This is a genomic window from Sutcliffiella horikoshii (assembly GCF_019931755.1).
Taxonomy (GTDB): domain Bacteria; phylum Bacillota; class Bacilli; order Bacillales; family Bacillaceae_I; genus Sutcliffiella_A; species Sutcliffiella_A horikoshii_E.
On sequence record NZ_CP082918.1, the window covers coordinates 3,442,277 to 3,459,812 of the forward strand.

Annotated in this window: 16 protein-coding genes, 1 tRNA gene, 2 rRNA genes, 1 pseudogene and 1 riboswitch; of the genes and pseudogenes, 7 read left to right on the forward strand and 13 right to left on the reverse strand. The window is 43.2% G+C overall.

What is annotated here, in order from left to right:
• Positions 1-15 precede the first annotated feature (15 nt).
• Positions 16-2,947 (reverse strand): 23S ribosomal RNA (locus tag K7887_RS17670).
• A 224-nt stretch (positions 2,948-3,171) separates the two neighbouring features.
• A 16S ribosomal RNA gene (locus K7887_RS17675) occupies positions 3,172-4,723 on the reverse strand.
• Together the 16S and 23S rRNA genes form the textbook arrangement of a ribosomal RNA operon.
• 405 nt (positions 4,724-5,128) lie before the next feature.
• A riboswitch (TPP riboswitch) is annotated at positions 5,129-5,230 on the forward strand.
• 62 nt (positions 5,231-5,292) lie between these two features.
• On the opposite strand from K7887_RS17675, the gene thiT reads away from it, so the two are divergent.
• Both thiT and K7887_RS17685 read left to right on the forward strand, forming a co-directional pair.
• Positions 5,293-5,880 carry an energy-coupled thiamine transporter ThiT gene (thiT, locus tag K7887_RS17680; protein ID WP_223490914.1) on the forward strand — a complete coding sequence of 196 codons (588 nt, stop codon included), beginning with the start codon at positions 5,293-5,295 and terminating at the stop codon, positions 5,878-5,880.
• 101 nt (positions 5,881-5,981) lie between these two features.
• Complete coding sequence (locus K7887_RS17685; RefSeq protein ID WP_223490915.1) at positions 5,982-6,164, forward strand: hypothetical protein; 183 nt, start codon at positions 5,982-5,984, stop codon at positions 6,162-6,164.
• A gap of 40 nt (positions 6,165-6,204) precedes the next feature.
• On the opposite strand, the gene K7887_RS17690 is transcribed toward K7887_RS17685, so the two are convergent.
• Entirely contained in the window at positions 6,205-7,086 is an 882-nt protein-coding gene (locus tag K7887_RS17690) for a DMT family transporter (protein ID WP_223490917.1), read from the reverse strand.
• A 124-nt stretch (positions 7,087-7,210) separates the two neighbouring features.
• Between K7887_RS17690 and K7887_RS17695 the strand changes: the two genes are divergently transcribed.
• On the forward strand, positions 7,211-7,912 hold the full coding sequence (locus K7887_RS17695) for an MgtC/SapB family protein (protein WP_223490918.1): 702 nt from the start codon (positions 7,211-7,213) through the stop codon (positions 7,910-7,912).
• A gap of 62 nt (positions 7,913-7,974) precedes the next feature.
• Positions 7,975-8,046: transfer RNA gene (locus K7887_RS17700), tRNA-Ala, on the forward strand.
• Positions 8,047-8,172: 126 nt separating this feature from the next.
• Here the strand turns inward: K7887_RS17700 and K7887_RS17705 are convergent.
• Complete coding sequence (locus tag K7887_RS17705; protein WP_223490920.1) at positions 8,173-8,370, reverse strand: ChaB family protein; 198 nt, start codon at positions 8,368-8,370, stop codon at positions 8,173-8,175.
• A 127-nt stretch (positions 8,371-8,497) separates the two neighbouring features.
• Here K7887_RS17705 and K7887_RS17710 point away from each other — a divergent pair, with 127 nt between their 5' ends.
• On the forward strand, positions 8,498-9,193 hold the full coding sequence (locus K7887_RS17710) for an N-acetylmuramoyl-L-alanine amidase (RefSeq protein ID WP_223490922.1): 696 nt from the start codon (positions 8,498-8,500) through the stop codon (positions 9,191-9,193).
• A gap of 42 nt (positions 9,194-9,235) precedes the next feature.
• Here the strand turns inward: K7887_RS17710 and K7887_RS17715 are convergent, their stop codons facing one another.
• The 7 genes from K7887_RS17715 to K7887_RS17745 all read right to left on the reverse strand — a co-directional run bounded on the left by K7887_RS17715 (position 9,236) and on the right by K7887_RS17745 (position 14,036).
• The gene (locus tag K7887_RS17715) at positions 9,236-10,186 is read right to left on the reverse strand and encodes a TRM11 family SAM-dependent methyltransferase (protein WP_223490923.1); all 951 of its coding nucleotides are present in this window, start codon (positions 10,184-10,186) and stop codon (positions 9,236-9,238) included.
• Between the two features lie 29 nt (positions 10,187-10,215).
• Positions 10,216-10,455, reverse strand: coding sequence for a glutaredoxin family protein (locus K7887_RS17720; RefSeq protein WP_223490925.1), 240 nt, complete (start codon positions 10,453-10,455; stop codon positions 10,216-10,218).
• A gap of 61 nt (positions 10,456-10,516) precedes the next feature.
• Complete coding sequence (locus K7887_RS17725) at positions 10,517-11,149, reverse strand: response regulator transcription factor (RefSeq protein ID WP_223490926.1); 633 nt, start codon at positions 11,147-11,149, stop codon at positions 10,517-10,519.
• A 6-nt stretch (positions 11,150-11,155) separates the two neighbouring features.
• Positions 11,156-12,199: a sensor histidine kinase gene (locus K7887_RS17730; protein WP_223490928.1), complete on the reverse strand. Its 1,044-nt coding sequence runs from the start codon at positions 12,197-12,199 to the stop codon at positions 11,156-11,158.
• Complete coding sequence (gene liaF / locus K7887_RS17735; protein WP_223490930.1) at positions 12,196-12,921, reverse strand: cell wall-active antibiotics response protein LiaF; 726 nt, start codon at positions 12,919-12,921, stop codon at positions 12,196-12,198. The genes K7887_RS17730 and liaF overlap by 4 nt, the downstream gene beginning before the upstream one ends.
• An 87-nt stretch (positions 12,922-13,008) precedes the next feature.
• Entirely contained in the window at positions 13,009-13,662 is a 654-nt protein-coding gene (locus tag K7887_RS17740) for a PspA/IM30 family protein (protein WP_223490931.1), read from the reverse strand.
• 26 nt (positions 13,663-13,688) lie between these two features.
• The gene (locus K7887_RS17745) at positions 13,689-14,036 is read right to left on the reverse strand and encodes a lmo0954 family membrane protein (RefSeq protein ID WP_223490933.1); all 348 of its coding nucleotides are present in this window, start codon (positions 14,034-14,036) and stop codon (positions 13,689-13,691) included.
• Between the two features lie 270 nt (positions 14,037-14,306).
• On the opposite strand from K7887_RS17745, the gene K7887_RS17750 reads away from it, so the two are divergent.
• Positions 14,307-15,281: a S8 family peptidase gene (locus tag K7887_RS17750; protein ID WP_223490935.1), complete on the forward strand. Its 975-nt coding sequence runs from the start codon at positions 14,307-14,309 to the stop codon at positions 15,279-15,281.
• Between the two features lie 62 nt (positions 15,282-15,343).
• On the opposite strand, the gene K7887_RS17755 is transcribed toward K7887_RS17750, so the two are convergent.
• Both K7887_RS17755 and K7887_RS17760 read right to left on the reverse strand, forming a co-directional pair.
• A complete protein-coding gene (locus K7887_RS17755; protein WP_223490936.1) occupies positions 15,344-15,895 on the reverse strand; it encodes a DUF6944 family repetitive protein in 552 nt (183 codons plus the stop codon).
• Between the two features lie 22 nt (positions 15,896-15,917).
• A pseudogene (locus tag K7887_RS17760) lies at positions 15,918-16,043 on the reverse strand (multicopper oxidase domain-containing protein); the annotation flags it as partial.
• Positions 16,044-16,120: 77 nt separating this feature from the next.
• Here K7887_RS17760 and K7887_RS17765 point away from each other — a divergent pair.
• Positions 16,121-17,515: a YjiH family protein gene (locus K7887_RS17765; protein WP_223490938.1), complete on the forward strand. Its 1,395-nt coding sequence runs from the start codon at positions 16,121-16,123 to the stop codon at positions 17,513-17,515.
• Positions 17,516-17,536: the final 21 nt, after the last annotated feature.

Sequence of the window (17,536 nt, forward strand, 5' to 3'; positions counted from 1 at the left end):
ATTTCGATACTTATTTGGGTTAAGTCCTCGATCGATTAGTATTCGTCAGCTGCACATGTCACCATGCTTCCACCTCGAACCTATCTACCTGATCATCTTTCAGGGATCTTACTTACCGAAGTAAAAGGAAATCTCATCTTGAGGGGGGCTTCATGCTTAGATGCTTTCAGCACTTATCCCGTCCGCACGTAGCTACCCAGCTATGCCTTTGGCAAGACAACTGGTACACCAGCGGTGCGTCCATCCCGGTCCTCTCGTACTAAGGACAGCTCCTCTCAAATTTCCTGCGCCCACGACGGATAGGGACCGAACTGTCTCACGACGTTCTGAACCCAGCTCGCGTACCGCTTTAATGGGCGAACAGCCCAACCCTTGGGACCGACTACAGCCCCAGGATGCGATGAGCCGACATCGAGGTGCCAAACCTCCCCGTCGATGTGGACTCTTGGGGGAGATAAGCCTGTTATCCCCGGGGTAGCTTTTATCCGTTGAGCGATGGCCCTTCCATGCGGAACCACCGGATCACTAAGCCCGACTTTCGTCCCTGCTCGACTTGTAGGTCTCGCAGTCAAGCTCCCTTGTGCCTTTACACTCTGCGAATGATTTCCAACCATTCTGAGGGAACCTTTGGGCGCCTCCGTTACTCTTTAGGAGGCGACCGCCCCAGTCAAACTGCCCACCTGACACTGTCTCCCAGCCCGATAAGGGCTGCGGGTTAGAATTTCAATACAGCCAGGGTAGTATCCCACCGACGCCTCCACCGAAGCTAGCGCTCCGGCTTCTCAGGCTCCTACCTATCCTGTACAAGCTGTACCAAAATTCAATATCAGGCTACAGTAAAGCTCCACGGGGTCTTTCCGTCCTGTCGCGGGTAACCTGCATCTTCACAGGTACTATAATTTCACCGAGTCTCTGGTTGAGACAGTGCCCAGATCGTTACGCCTTTCGTGCGGGTCGGAACTTACCCGACAAGGAATTTCGCTACCTTAGGACCGTTATAGTTACGGCCGCCGTTTACTGGGGCTTCGGTTCAAAGCTTCGCTTGCGCTAACCTCTCCCCTTAACCTTCCAGCACCGGGCAGGCGTCAGCCCCTATACTTCGCCTTACGGCTTCGCAGAGACCTGTGTTTTTGCTAAACAGTCGCCTGGGCCTATTCACTGCGGCTCTCTCGGGCTTTAACACCCTAACAGAGCACCCCTTCTCCCGAAGTTACGGGGTCATTTTGCCGAGTTCCTTAACCAGAGTTCTCTCGCTCACCTTAGGATTCTCTCCTCGCCTACCTGTGTCGGTTTGCGGTACGGGCACCATACTCCTCGCTAGAGGCTTTTCTTGGCAGTGTGAAATCAGGAACTTCGGTACTATATTTCCCTCGCTATCACAGCTTAGCCTTAATGAGAAGCGGATTTGCCTACTTCTCAGCCTTACTGCTTAGACGCGCATATCCAACAGCGCGCTTACCCTATCCTTCTGCGTCCCCCCATTGCTCAAACGGAGTGGAGGTGGTACAGGAATATCAACCTGTTATCCATCGCCTACGCCTTTCGGCCTCGGCTTAGGTCCCGACTAACCCTGAGCGGACGAGCCTTCCTCAGGAAACCTTAGGCATTCGGTGGAAGGGATTCTCACCCTTCTTTCGCTACTCATACCGGCATTCTCACTTCTAAGCGCTCCACCAGTCCTTACGGTCTAGCTTCAACGCCCTTAGAACGCTCTCCTACCACTGTTCGTAAGAACAGTCCGCAGCTTCGGTGATACGTTTAGCCCCGGTACATTTTCGGCGCAGAGTCACTCGACCAGTGAGCTATTACGCACTCTTTAAATGGTGGCTGCTTCTAAGCCAACATCCTGGTTGTCTAAGCAACTCCACATCCTTTTCCACTTAACGTATACTTGGGGACCTTAGCTGGCGGTCTGGGCTGTTTCCCTCTTGACTACGGATCTTATCACTCGCAGTCTGACTCCCATGGATAAGTCTTTGGCATTCGGAGTTTGACTGAATTCGGTAATCCGATGAGGACCCCTAGTCCAATCAGTGCTCTACCTCCAAGACTCTAACACATGAGGCTAGCCCTAAAGCTATTTCGGAGAGAACCAGCTATCTCCAGGTTCGATTGGCATTTCACCCCTACCCACACCTCATCCGCTCACTTTTCAACGTGAGTCGGTTCGGGCCTCCATTCAGTGTTACCTGAACTTCACCCTGGACATGGGTAGATCACCTGGTTTCGGGTCTACGACCACGTACTCATGCGCCCTATTCAGACTCGCTTTCGCTACGGCTCCGTCTCATCGACTTAACCTTGCACGGGATCGTAACTCGCCGGTTCATTCTACAAAAGGCACGCTATCACCCATTAACGGGCTCTAACTACTTGTAGGCACACGGTTTCAGGATCTATTTCACTCCCCTTCCGGGGTGCTTTTCACCTTTCCCTCACGGTACTGGTTCACTATCGGTCACTAGGGAGTATTTAGCCTTGGGAGATGGTCCTCCCTGCTTCCGACGGGATTTCTCGTGTCCCGCCGTACTCAGGATCCACTCAGGAGGGAACGAAGTTTCAACTACAGGGTTTTTACCTTCTATGACGGACCTTTCCAGATCGCTTCATTTACCCCGTTCCTTTGTAACTCCATGTTGAGTGTCCTACAACCCCAAGAGGCAAGCCTCTTGGTTTGGGCTAATTCCGTTTCGCTCGCCGCTACTCAGGAAATCGCGTTTGCTTTCTCTTCCTCCGGGTACTAAGATGTTTCAGTTCCCCGGGTCTGCCTTCCATACCCTATGTATTCAGATAAGGATACTGCTCCATTACGAGCAGTGGGTTTCCCCATTCGGAAATCTCCGGATCAAAGCTTACTTACAGCTCCCCGAAGCATATCGGTGTTAGTCCCGTCCTTCATCGGCTCCTAGTGCCAAGGCATCCACCGTGCGCCCTTAATAACTTAACCGTTGACCAATATGGTCATGTGTCGATATCAGCGATGATATCTATAAAGAAAATTACTAAGATGAACGATATTTTGTGAATATCTTGATATTAGTTACATTATCTAGTTTTCAAGGAACAACAGAGATAAATCGAATGATTTATCTGCGACAATTCATAAGAACTGTCATTTTTGAGAGAATGCTCTCTCAAAACTAAACAAAACAACAAGCGTACATTCCTTAGAAAGGAGGTGATCCAGCCGCACCTTCCGATACGGCTACCTTGTTACGACTTCACCCCAATCATCTGTCCCACCTTAGGCGGCTGGCTCCAAAAGGTTACCCCACCGACTTCGGGTGTTACAAACTCTCGTGGTGTGACGGGCGGTGTGTACAAGGCCCGGGAACGTATTCACCGCGGCATGCTGATCCGCGATTACTAGCGATTCCGGCTTCATGCAGGCGAGTTGCAGCCTGCAATCCGAACTGAGAACGGTTTTATGGGATTGGCTCGACCTCGCGGTTTTGCTGCCCTTTGTACCGTCCATTGTAGCACGTGTGTAGCCCAGGTCATAAGGGGCATGATGATTTGACGTCATCCCCACCTTCCTCCGGTTTGTCACCGGCAGTCACCTTAGAGTGCCCAACTGAATGCTGGCAACTAAGATCAAGGGTTGCGCTCGTTGCGGGACTTAACCCAACATCTCACGACACGAGCTGACGACAACCATGCACCACCTGTCACTCTGTCCCCCGAAGGGGAACGTCCTATCTCTAGGAGTGTCAGAGGATGTCAAGACCTGGTAAGGTTCTTCGCGTTGCTTCGAATTAAACCACATGCTCCACCGCTTGTGCGGGCCCCCGTCAATTCCTTTGAGTTTCAGTCTTGCGACCGTACTCCCCAGGCGGAGTGCTTAATGCGTTAGCTGCAGCACTAAAGGGCGGAAACCCTCTAACACTTAGCACTCATCGTTTACGGCGTGGACTACCAGGGTATCTAATCCTGTTTGCTCCCCACGCTTTCGCGCCTCAGTGTCAGTTACAGACCAGAAAGTCGCCTTCGCCACTGGTGTTCCTCCAAATCTCTACGCATTTCACCGCTACACTTGGAATTCCACTTTCCTCTTCTGCACTCAAGTCCCCCAGTTTCCAATGACCCTCCACGGTTGAGCCGTGGGCTTTCACATCAGACTTAAAGGACCACCTGCGCGCGCTTTACGCCCAATAATTCCGGACAACGCTTGCCACCTACGTATTACCGCGGCTGCTGGCACGTAGTTAGCCGTGGCTTTCTGGTTAGGTACCGTCAAGGTGCGAGCAGTTACTCTCGCACTTGTTCTTCCCTAACAACAGAGCTTTACGACCCGAAGGCCTTCATCGCTCACGCGGCGTTGCTCCATCAGACTTTCGTCCATTGTGGAAGATTCCCTACTGCTGCCTCCCGTAGGAGTCTGGGCCGTGTCTCAGTCCCAGTGTGGCCGATCACCCTCTCAGGTCGGCTACGCATCGTTGCCTTGGTGAGCCGTTACCTCACCAACTAGCTAATGCGCCGCGGGCCCATCTGTAAGTGATAGCCGAAACCATCTTTCAATAAAGAACCAGGAGGTTCCTTATATTATCCGGTATTAGCTCCGGTTTCCCGAAGTTATCCCAGTCTTACAGGCAGGTTGCCCACGTGTTACTCACCCGTCCGCCGCTGACCTTTCAAAAGCAAGCTTTTGAAAGGTCCGCTCGACTTGCATGTATTAGGCACGCCGCCAGCGTTCGTCCTGAGCCAGGATCAAACTCTCCAATAAAGAGTCTGAGCTTTTGCTCAAAATTTGCTAGCTTGTGTTACTTAAATCATTTTGCCAGTTCCGTAGAACCGACGTTATGACGCTGTTGTTTTGTTTAGTTTTCAAAGATCATTTTCTTACAAGATTCGCTCAAAAGCGACTTCCTAATCATAACAACTTGTCGTTTTAAAGTCAAGCTGTTTTTTGTTTTTTTGAAGTAGCATTTTCACATCTCATCACTGCCCTCGCAGCGACGAAATTAAATATACCACCTCTACAACTATATTGCAATACTTTTTTTCAATATTTTTGATAGAGGTTCTGTTAATGGAATATACACAACTTACTTCTTCTATTATAGTTTGCTTTTGAAAAAACTTGTCGTTTTCTTGTGGGTTATGTATGATGAAGGAAGACAATTGAATTCTTTTCCACGAGGGGGGCCTTAACGGCTGAGAGTGAACTTGATGTTCTGACCCTTTGAACCTGTTAGTTAGTACTATCGTAGGGATGTGGCGGATTTATTACTTATTTCATTTAAGCAATAAAGGGCCTCCTTTATTGCTTTTTTTATGTTAAGGGGGATATTCATGAAGAAGAATAACACATTATTTCTAGTTGAAGTTGCTATTTTTGGAGCTCTTGCTTACTTACTTGACTTATTGGCCGGGGTTTTATCTTTACAGATATGGCCACAAGGTGGCGCAATAACTATCTCAATGGTACCGGTATTTATCATGGCCTTTCGCTGGGGAATAAAAGGCGGAATATTATCTGGTTTTATTCTTGGTCTACTTCAGATAGTAACAGGTACCTTCTGGGGAATCGATCCAGTTCAAATTTTTCTGGATTATATAGTGGCATTTACTTCTCTAGGTTTTGCAGGAGTTGTAGCGAGTCAAGTTGCGACATCCGCTAAGAGAGATGAGATAAAAAAGCTTGTGATGTATGTAAGTATTGCCTCTTTTATAGGTTGCCTTCTAAGATTCTTGGCTCATTATACTGCTGGAATAATCTACTTTGACTATCTGGCACCAGAAGGGCAACCAGTATGGCTATATTCGTTGCTTTATAACGGCTCATTTATGTTACCGAGTTTTGTAATAGCCACAATCGTGACGGTACTCTTGATTAAAACAGTCCCTCGAATATTTACCTTTAATAATTCCGTTGCTTAAGCTGGCCTCTACGGCCAGCTTTTTTTTACGAGAAATTTACTAGAATGTTCTATTAAAGTCCCTCATACAATCTAGTAATAAGTGAAACAGGAGGATAAGATATGGATCTTGTAAAATACGCAGCATTTATTGTAGCATTACTGACTTCAATTGGCTTATTACTGTTTGCATATTTTGAGGGGTTGCGTATAAGTGATGAAGAAGGAAATGTACGCGGAGAAGGGTTCATTGTGAGCCTTTCACTAGGCATCTTTTTTGCAATGATGGCCACCAGACTCCAATGATTTATACATATAATAGATAAAGCCGACAATGTGTCGGCTTTTAGTTTTCATTTTTTTTACGATTATCTCTTAAGAAATAACCAACACTGAGCATCACAAGCAATCCTCCTGTGAATTGGGTCCATGTTACCATTTCGTTTAATACAAAATAAGCGAGTACTGCTGCACCAATCGGTTCAAATAAAATGCTCATGGAAATGACATTGGTGCTGATATATTTAACAGCCCAATTGAAAAAAGAGTGGCCCAGTAATGTTGGAATGATTGCAAGCATTAAGAACCAAAACCAATCTGTGGAAGAATATCCTGTTAGAGACTCCCCAGTTACTAGTACATAGAAAAGCAAAGTAATGCAACAAATCCCATAAACAATAAATGTATAAGTTATTAAAGACAGCCTTTTTCTGACATCTTGTCCGAACAACAGATATGCTGTCACAAGCGCACAGGCCACCAATGCCAATACATCTCCAAATAAAGCCATTCCGCTAATCTGAAAATCACCCCAACTGATGATTACACTACCGGCTATTGCCATCAATCCGCTTACAATAGCTTTTGTGCTGAGCCTTTCTTGGAAAAACAAATAAGTTCCAATAAACGCAAATAAAGGCTGGAGGGTTACGAGCACTGTTGAACTTGCTACACTGGTATAGTTTAAGGATTCAAACCATAGAATAAAATGAAACGCCAAGAATACACCTGCCAACGCAGAGAAGAGCCAATCCCTCTTCGAAATATCCTTTAATTCCCCAACATATTTATATAGAAATATGGGTAGTAGTAGTATTACGGAGAAAAACAACCGGTAGAAGGCTACCACTCCAGCAGGGGCATCCGCTAATTTCACGAAAATGGCGGATGTGGATACAGTAACTACTCCCACCGCGAGAGCCACGTATGGATTAAACCACTTATTCATTTGCCTTCACCCAAACTGTTAGTATTTTTTAATAACTTTCTAATTTTACAGAATATTGTTATAATTTACTAATAACTATTTTTATATAGAATATCATATCTTTTCTAGTTACAGGAGGGGCCTTATGGAATTGTTCATGGAATATTTTGATGAATACGATTTTATTGTAAAACTTGTTTTTGCTTCAATAGCTGGAATAATAATAGGGTTAGAACGCGAATTAAAAGGAAAACCACTCGGACTGAAAACCTGCGTAATCGTCTCCGTGATGGCATGTCTTCTAACCATCGTTTCTTATGAATCTGCTTTTCTCTATTCTAAGGAATACTCAAGACCGATGGATCCTGGACGAATTCCTTCATATGTTATTAGCGGTATTGGATTTTTAGGAGCAGGAGTAATTTTAAGAAGAAGTAACGAGGCTATTTCAGGACTGACAACAGCTGCCCTAGTATTGGCATCCGCTGCACTTGGAATTACTATTGGTGCAGGATTTTTTATTGAAGGAGCTTTTGGTGTCATTTTCATCATTCTTGGTGTGAAAATAATCCCTTCCCTATTTGATAAGATAGGGCCAAAGAAATTGAAGGAAAAAGAAATAAAAGTAAAAATCTTTATCGAAAAAGATATTGACCTGACTATGGTCATGAAAGAGATTCATCACAAAAATCTTTCTATAAAACGAGTGAAGGTTAAAGAGGAAAAAGATGATATCGTGCTTAATTGCATCATCACCACGAAGAAAAGCGTATATACGACAGATGTATATTATGAGCTAAAATCACTTACAGGTGTGATTCAAGCAGAAGTAGAAAACTTGGATTAAGACTTTATAAAAAAAACGTTTGCAAAAGAAAGAATTTTTGATAAAATAAATTCATTCTCACCGGGGCGGTAGTTCAGTGGGAGAATACTTCGCTGGCAGCGAAGGGGTCGTGGGTTCGAATCCCATCCGCTCCATATTAAAAGTGGCTGTTAAAAAGATCGGAATTGATCTTTTTAACAGCCTTTTTCTTATTGATTTCAAATCTGATTTAAGTTAACTAAATGCCTATTAATAAAAATTGACAAGGATTATCTCGAAATCTATTTCTTCTCCCAGTTATCATTATCATTTTTCTTGTACTTTTCCTTGACTGCACTCCATGCCACTTTATGTGCCGTTTCTTCTTTATCATACTGATCTGAGGCTGAATTGAATGCTTCCTTGTAGATTTCCTGGGCATGTTTAGGAAGATTATCCCTCACTCCATCCGGTAGTTCCTTTAGAGAATCATAAGGCATCTTAAACTCCTCCTTTATCAGTTTGTTTTTTAGAATACCCTTTCTTTAACCAATTAAACGAAAAAGGAGGATTTCGAGGCTCCAAAAAGAATTATTGTAAGAGAAGCTTGCATAAAGAGGAGAAAAGATGTTCAAACCTATCTATCTATTAATTTCTATATGTTTATTAATCGGGTGTTCAAAACCGACTGTTCAAACAGAAAGACACCTAGATCAGATCCCCCCTATAACAGAACCTATGGTCGTGGTTCCACCCGAACCATCAAGCTTAGATATGAGAGAATGGCTCCTCCCCAAGAAAAATTCAAGAGTACGAGGTGCCCCGATCACTCACGTCATGCTGCATTTTACAAACAATGCGCTCCGTGATCCACAGAACCCTTATGATATCGAGGAAGTCTACGCACTTTTTGAAGAGTATGAGGTTTCTGCTCATTATTTGATAGACAGGGAAGGAGAAATCTACCTTTTGGTCCCGGAAGAACGTGCAGCCTTTCATGCCGGAAAAGGGCATCTCTTAAACTATCAAGAGTATAAGAGTGGTTTGAATGACTATTCAATTGGGATAGAGTTGTTGGCTGTGGGGACTAGGGAAGAGATGCTTTCAATCATGCCAGCTGATGTATATGATTCCATTTCTCCTGCCGATATCGGGTACACGGATGCTCAGTATGCTTCATTGAAGGAGTTATTGGATGATATATTAAAACGTAATCCTTTAATCAAGAACGACCGGGAACATATCATTGGTCATGACGAATATGCTCCTGTCCGTAAAAGCGACCCTGGTGATTTGTTTGATTGGTCTAGAATAGGATATTAAATTCACAAAAAAGAGACCCGTTTAGTGGTCTCTTTTCAACTTTCATTCACATACTAATATCTCTCTTGTAAAATAGCCCTTTTGGGTTTCACAGCGATCAATTATGGTGAAACCAGCTTCCTGCACCATGTCATCCATCGTCTCGATGGTGATGACGACGACTTTCTTTGCGAAGCGGCGTGCATGCTTCAAAATGGATAATTGGTCTTCCGGAGTGGCATGGGTATAAAGATTGTACGGCATATCGATAACTGCCACATCATAGTTATCCTTTACTTCCGAGATTGGTCCTAGCGTGACATTACCTTTTAGGCCGAAATGTTCAATATTTTCCTTTGAACCGTCTACCACAAGCGGGTTAATGTCTCTTCCATCCATATCAACCCCCATCGATAATGCTTCAACAAGTACCGTTCCTATCCCGCAGCAAGGATCGATGGACTTTATTCCTTCAGGATCTGGGACGGCTATATTGGAGACAGCCCTTGCCACACGGGTACTTAAAGCGGTTGAATATTCCCTGGGCTTTTTTGTATGCTGAAGCCATATCGCTTCACTTTTCAAATAATGACCGAAATACCAGCGTTCACCCACAACCGCCATGCCGAAAATATGATCTGGTTGATGTACATCCGCCTCTCCTTCAATAACCCACCCGATAGCACGTTCGATATCACGACGTTCTTGATATTCAATCGTATTAGGAGCTTTCCTGTCATTTATTTTGGAGAATATAACCTTGAATGTTTGGTCCCCCATCTTTATATCCTTGGCTTGATCCACAAGCTCCTGAAGTGCAGCCCCTTCATAGATCACTTCAATTCTTTCGCGGATAAAAGGACTTCTGTTCGGATTAATCTTTTTGGTACTTTTAATGATATTATCATTTGTTGCCTTGCCGAAAAAAGACCGCATCTCCAAATGACACAGAGAGCGCTCTTCCTTGCTATATGCATACGTATATATAAACGTCGGTTTCTTTTGCTCTGCCAATCATTTTACTCCTCTGTTTGCCCCGACCTTCATTTTACAAGATCTATCAGCCTATTTAATTCCTCTGGGTTAAATCCTTTTACCGCCTGGTCACCCACAGCCGTAACCGGTATGCCCATAAATCCGAATTTTTCTACTTCCTCTTGGTAATCCCGGTTTGCCAGAAGATCTCTGACTTCAAAAGATACTTGATGCTCTTTTAGAAATTCCTTTACCAATTCACAATCTCTGCAGCCCGGTGCTGAGTAGACGATAAGTTGTTTGTTCATGTAAGAAGCCTCCCAAGATGAATTTTGTCTCTGTTATAAATAGTATCATAAAAAACACCCATTAGTTCACTAATGAGTGCTTAAATGCATAGATGACCGCCTGTGTCCTATCCTGCACTTGAAGTTTTGCTAGTATATTGCTTACATGTACCTTCACTGTCTTAAGTGCGATGAACAGCTCATCCGCTATTTCTTGATTTGTTTTTCCTTGTGTCATAAGAAGGAGTATCTCCATTTCCCTGTTGGTCAATTCCTCATGAGGAAGGATTTCAGTCTTCCTGCGCATCTTTTTCATCATTTTCCCTGCTACTTCCGGCTCCAAGATGGATTGTCCTTTATAAGTGGAACGAACTGCATTGGCTATTTCACTTGCTTTGGAAGTTTTCAGCATATAGCTGGTAGCTCCAGCCTCAAGTGCAGGATAGACTTTTTCATCATCAAGAAAGCTCGTAACAATAATGATTTTCGCTTCCGGCCATTGTTCCATGATTCTTCTGGTCGCTTCGATTCCGTCCATTTCCTTCATGACTAAGTCCATTAAAATAATATCAGGTTTATGTTCCAGTGCCAGCTCAATTGCAACAGACCCATCATCCGCTTCAGCAACAACTTCTATATCGGGTTGAGCTGACAGGTATGCCGTAACGCCGATCCTTACCATTTCATGATCATCTACAAACAACACTCTAATCATTTTAACTCAAGCCTCCTCTGCGTCTAGTTTGGGAACTTTCACTTCCAATCTTGTTCCCTCATTCTCTACACTTACTATTTTCAACGTACCGCCTAGCTCAACGGCACGTTCATGCATGTTTTGCAAACCATAAGAACCTGCCCTTGCCTGCTCGACATCAAAGCCTATTCCGTCATCCACTACGCGTAAAATAATGAAGTTCTCCCTTTGAATAAGTAATACCTCCACCGCATTGGCTTTGGAATGCCGTAATGTGTTGGATAATGTCTCCTGCAGGATTCTAAACAGATGATCCTCCACACCTTTATCTATAGAAAAACGTTCAATCTTCCAGGTGATGCTCATCGGAACTTTTTGGATTAGCTCTACTAATAATTCCTCTGCACCTTCTTGAAGCGTTTTTCCTTTTAATGCGACTGGTCGTAAATGAAGGAGTAATGCCCGCATCTCCAATTGAGATTGGTGAATCATTTCCTCCACTAATCGTAGTTGATTTGTTTCATTGTTTTCAGTGCCGGCTTCTTCCCTCGTTTCCGTTAATGCGGACATTAGCATCGAGGCCGCGAAGAGCTGCTGGCTGACGGAATCATGCAACTCTCTTGCCAGTCTGTTTCGTTCCTGTGAGACAATTTCCTGTATTCTATTCTCCAGATCTTCTGCCTTTTCGTTTGCAATCTTTTGGGAGATTTTTGCTTGTTCTTGTATCTGACTGTGCAGTTTCCATATGACTGTTTCCATTAGAACGATCTCTTGGGCATTGCTTTTTGAGACTTCTAAAACGCTTCTCCCTTGTTCCACAGCTTTTAGATCCTCGTAGACCGTATTAAGTTGCTTCTTCCAATACAGCCCCGAAAATAAGCCAAAGAGGATTCCCAAGCCAAGACTGACAATAGCTAAAAACAAAATGAACGGAAGATCCATCACTTTTAGTACCCAAAGAGCATCTAGACTGATTACCGGAAAAAAGAAATAAGTTATCGCGCCAATTACCAGGAAACTTATGAAAGAAATACAAGTTGCCCACAAAACTTGCCTTTGCAATATACTCATACCCTCTTCACCTCTATGCTGCCTACGAAGATCGAGGTGACGATTTTCACTCTATGTGTGGCTTCTTTATAATGTTCTGTTTGATAGTGTACAGTCTGGTTGAGGATGCTTTTCTCTTCTTTATCTAGAATGTGGATGGAACCCACCATCCCAGAGTGAACAATACTAAGTTCCAATTCGTAGGGAACCAATATCTGTATGTTTCCTATGACATTTCGAATAAAAATGATGGCTTCCCCTTTTGGCAGTACCGTATAACTTAAATCTATCTCCGTATCACTAATCCCACATTGAATATTCACATCATCCCATGTATAAGAGTGTTCAGGTGTTTTTTGGCTGCCAAACAGCTTGTTAGTAAACCACTTTTGCTCGTTTCTCACAATTTGCTCTTCCCGTTCAGGGAGTATGTTCGGCTGAATTTCTACAGGCTGTTTTTTGGCTTGCAGGAATTTGTACAAGAAATACAACACTGTTGCAAGCAGCAAGAAGTTGAATGTCATCATATTGAATACGGTAAAAATGATAGATAACAACCCAATGACAAATAATGCCTTTCCTATTAACCAATGCCATTTCTTCTTACCTACATATATTAGAAAACCAGAAAACAAAAAGGAAAAAATAAGGCCCGTATTGAAAAATAGGATTTCCAATAGAAAAATCAAGCTGGCCACCACTATAATAAAACTGAGATAATCAGATTTCATTTTGTTCAACATGCGCCTTATCCCTCCTTTTTTCTAGGATCCATCGTCTTCTACATCCCAAAAAGGCGCAACATGCACGCCTTTTTAGAATAGCAGTTTTCATTGTGAAAGAGAATGAGTTTTCTCTTCTGGTTGAGTAATTTCTTTTTCAAGCTGGGCAATGCGCGCATCAATAGTATTGTGATGATAGGCGGAATTCACTTGATGTTCTAATCGATCTAAATAGCTTTCCATTTCATTGAACTTGGTGTAGGAGTGTTCCGCTTTGTTCGCATCCACCACCTGATTCATACGATGTGTGGCACGGGCAACATTTTCCCTCCCCATTAATTCCATCCGCTTGATATACATATCCTTCAGGCGGTGCTTCATTTCTTCGTATTTTTGCTCAAGGTTAGTTAGATCCTCTGTAACCTTTTCTAAGGAAAGCTTCAATTTGTTGGCGCGCTCCTCATATTGTTGGTGCTCGCGTTTAGCAAATGCCTCCAGTTCTGTCTCACCAGCTTTTTCCGCAATGACCGCTTGGGAGTTGCGCTTCTCCGCTAGACTGCTTGCCTCGTGGTATTCCCTTATAAACTCTTCTTTAAGTAAATTCTGGCGTTCTACTAGCTTGCGCACTTTTTCTACTTCTTTTTCACAATCGCGTAAATACTGATTCAACAAAGCGATCGGATTTTTCTGCTCCTTTTTATCCAAAACCTCATGAAAATCTGCAGATATAGTCTGTTTAATTCTTGAAAATAAGTTGGCCATGATAATATTCCTCTCCTTATAATGTTTTATTTGTTCAATGAGTTCCACTGTTTTTCAAAATTAGTGAACGGGTCGCCAGCTTCAATGATGACGTTGTTTGCTTTCTCTTTGTTCCAGTTCTTATATACAACATATAAGATATACGCTGCTACAACTGCTAATACTGCCGGGACATTAGCGATTGAAAACGCGATGGCAATAAAAGCGATAAAGCCCCAAAGAATTTTTGTGCCAGTAGAATCCGTTTTTATGAATTCTTTAACCGCATAATAAGTGACTACCAAACTAACGGCCAATCCTAAAAGTGGACCAATGTTTGCAAGTAAAACAAAGAATGCGATAACACCTACTAAAAACAATCCAAATTTTTTCATTTGTTGTTCCTCCCTTCTATGTCTTTATCTTACCTCCGCAAGAGATTTCGTATAATGAGCCTGAGCCATATTTTAAGATAGGGCTTGGGGCTTAGTGCCGATAAGACCGATTTGAACAGTATTCACATCCATAGTTGATCCTCTTAGTCTATTAGCCACTTGAATTTTCAGAGGATTATTGATAGAATCTTCTGAAAGCAATACTTTAACACGCAACACCTTCTTTCTTTTTCACACTGTTTGAAAATAATGATTAGGAGGCGTTTTTGTATGCAAAAAGAGAAATTGGTCCATTTAATTCCTTACAAATTGGAAAACCAGTTATTTGAAACTCATCAAATCCCTGAAGGCATTGAACTTATCCAAGCACCGTCTATTTGGCAGGCTGGATATAAAGGGGAAGGTATGGTGGTAGCCGTCATCGATACTGGCTGCGATGCACAACACCCAGATCTCGAAGGTAGAATAATCGGGGGAAGAAACTTCACGGACGACGATAATGGAGATCCTGAAAACTTTACTGATTATAACGGCCATGGCACCCATGTTGCAGGCACGATTGCGGCAATCAATCCGGGTTCAGGTGTTATCGGGGTCGCCCCGGAGGCTAAGCTACTTATTCTCAAGGCACTTGGAGGCAAAAATGGGTCAGGCGAATATGAATGGATTATTAATGCAATCAACTATGCGGCTTCTCAAAATGTAGACATAATCTCTATGTCGCTCGGCGGACCTATCGATGTCACTGAACTTCACGATGCAATCAAAGCAGCCATTTCTTCTAACATTCTTGTCGTATGCGCTGCCGGTAATGAAGGAGACGGAAATCAATACACAGAAGAGTTTTCTTATCCTGCAGCCTATACAGAAGTCATCTCTGTCGGTTCTATCAATCTTCAACGTAAATCCTCTTACTTTACTAACTCGAATAACGAAATTGATCTTGTCGCGCCTGGTGAAAAAATCATTTCCACTATACCAGGAGGAAGATATGCTGTTTTCAGTGGTACATCCATGTCAGCCCCACATGTTGCTGGAGCGCTCGCCTTAATAAAGAAGCTTACAGAAAAGGAGTTTGGCCGAGTACTTTCCGAGCCTGAGCTATATGCCCAACTAATTAAAAGAACCATTCCCCTTGGCTATCCAAAAAGCCTTGAAGGCAATGGACTCCTCTATTTGACGACTCCACAGCTTTTGGCCGATTATCTACGACAAACCAATATTGCCGAAACCATTGGTGTGTAACATGAACGCATAACAACACAAATATTCCCCGATCCCAAATGATACATCACTGGATCGGGGAATTATTTTTTCCCTTCTAATGTTAAACCTACCGCCAAGAGAATGGTACCTAACGCTTGAATCCAACTTCCCGACGCAATGAGAACTTCATTGCTAACCTGGGAAAGACCAATCGCTTTTCTTTCTTCCTCGTTGAGTTCTCTCACTCCTCCAACTGCCTGTAAAGAGTTTCCTATCGCTTGGAGACTGTTCCCAATAACTATATAGGATTTGTCTGCACTCCCAAGTGCTGTTATAGCTCCCAAAGCTTGTATGAGATCGCCACTTATCACTAACCTTTCCTCGGTATCACCGGGAAAATCAATGATCAACCCTGCACTTACCATTATATTTCCTGTTGCTTGTATAATATTTCCTAGCTTTCCGTAGGTCAGTGTCGTTTCCGCATCCGCTTCAAGACCATTTCCTGTTGCTTGAAGTACGTTTCCAACCAAACCTAGCCCTTTTCTGCCGTTCTCATGAATTGGTAAAGAAGGGGTGCTCCCAATTGCCGCCACCACCGTACCTATCGCCTGTGTCCAGGACCCTACTAATTGTTTAGTACTTTCTCCCATATGCAATTCCGCCTATCTTTTTTTACCTTATCCCTATATACGGCTGCATCATTTCATAATCCTCATGCTCCAGCATATGACAATGCCACCCGTATAGTCCGGAATATGGACCAAATTGCAGAATAATTCTTGTGAATTTTTTAGGGTTGTATAAATATACGTAAAGTGTTATTTTTATTAATATTATAAACTATCATCCGAATTTTTCTAAAGGAGACAAAACGTATGAGTACACAATCTGCCAAACAAACAACTTATTCCAAACAAACAGAGGCACCAACTTATTCGATTTCACAAATCTTGAAATTTGCCGTTCCTTCTTTAATTGGAATTCTTCTTTTCCTGATACCGGTTTCTTTCAATGGAAATGTGACCATTGGACTTGGCATCATGGCGGACTGGGTATTGACTACCTTTGGTGGAGTAATTCCTACCTTCATGACAATCGTATTAGTAGCTTCCGCTGTGAGCAGTTTGCTAGTGAAGATTATTCCAGTATCTTTTATAAAAAAAGATAGTTTCTTAGACTCCTTATTAAACGTAGGAAGTATATGGCTTGCATTGCGTGTATTAGGTGCAGCATTTGCAGTAATGACGTTAACGAAAATCGGACCTGAAATGATTACGTCGGAATTCACAGGCGTCATTGTCCTATATGACCTTATCCCAGTACTTACTGTATGGTTTCTATTTGCAAGTCTCTTCATGCCGCTTCTGTTAGAGTTCGGTTTAATGGACTTCATTGGTACATTGGTTAGAAGAGTGATGCACCCTCTCTTCAAGCTGCCGGGACGTTCTTCCATTGATGCAATGGCTTCATGGATGGGGAGTGGGACAGTCGGGGTGCTGTTGACCACACAACAATACGAATCTGGCTATTATACGAAAAGAGAAGCGGCAGTCGTTGCCACCAACTTCTCCATCGCATCCATAGCTTTCAGCCTTGTCATTGCAAAATTTATTGGAATTGATCATATGTTTGTACCTTTCTACTTTACAGTGGTGGTTACTGGAATCATCGCAGCAGTTATTTGCCCGAGAATTCCACCTCTCTCCCGAAAAAAAGACACCTATTACGAGCCTGTTGGCCAGAAAATTGATGAGAAGGTACCAAACGGGGTTTCGAGTTTCCAATGGGGTCTGCAACAAGCCGTAGAAAAAGCAGGACAAGTGAAAAGTGCAAAGCAAGTTGTGAAAAAAGGAATATATAATGTCGTAGATATCTGGATGGCACTCATTCCACTTGTGATGGCTTTAGGAACAATTGCACTAGTGGTCGCAGAATTTACGGAAGTGTTCAACATTCTATCTTATCCATTCATCCCATTGCTTCAACTTTTGCAAATTCCAGAAGCCCAAGCTGCTGCACCAGCCATGATTGTAGGATTTGCGGATATGTTCCTTCCAGCAGTCATTGGAAGTGGAATAGAGTCTGAGCTTACGAGATTTGTTATTGCCGTTATGTCATTGACTCAGTTGATTTACATGTCGGAAATTGGAATTCTTTTGATAAAATCAAAAATCCCTCTGTCTATTTGGGAGCTGTTCATCATCTTCCTGCAACGAACCATCATAACATTGCCTATTGCAGCACTCATGGCTCATTTGTTTTTCTTCTAATAATAAAAATAAAAGCTCGCC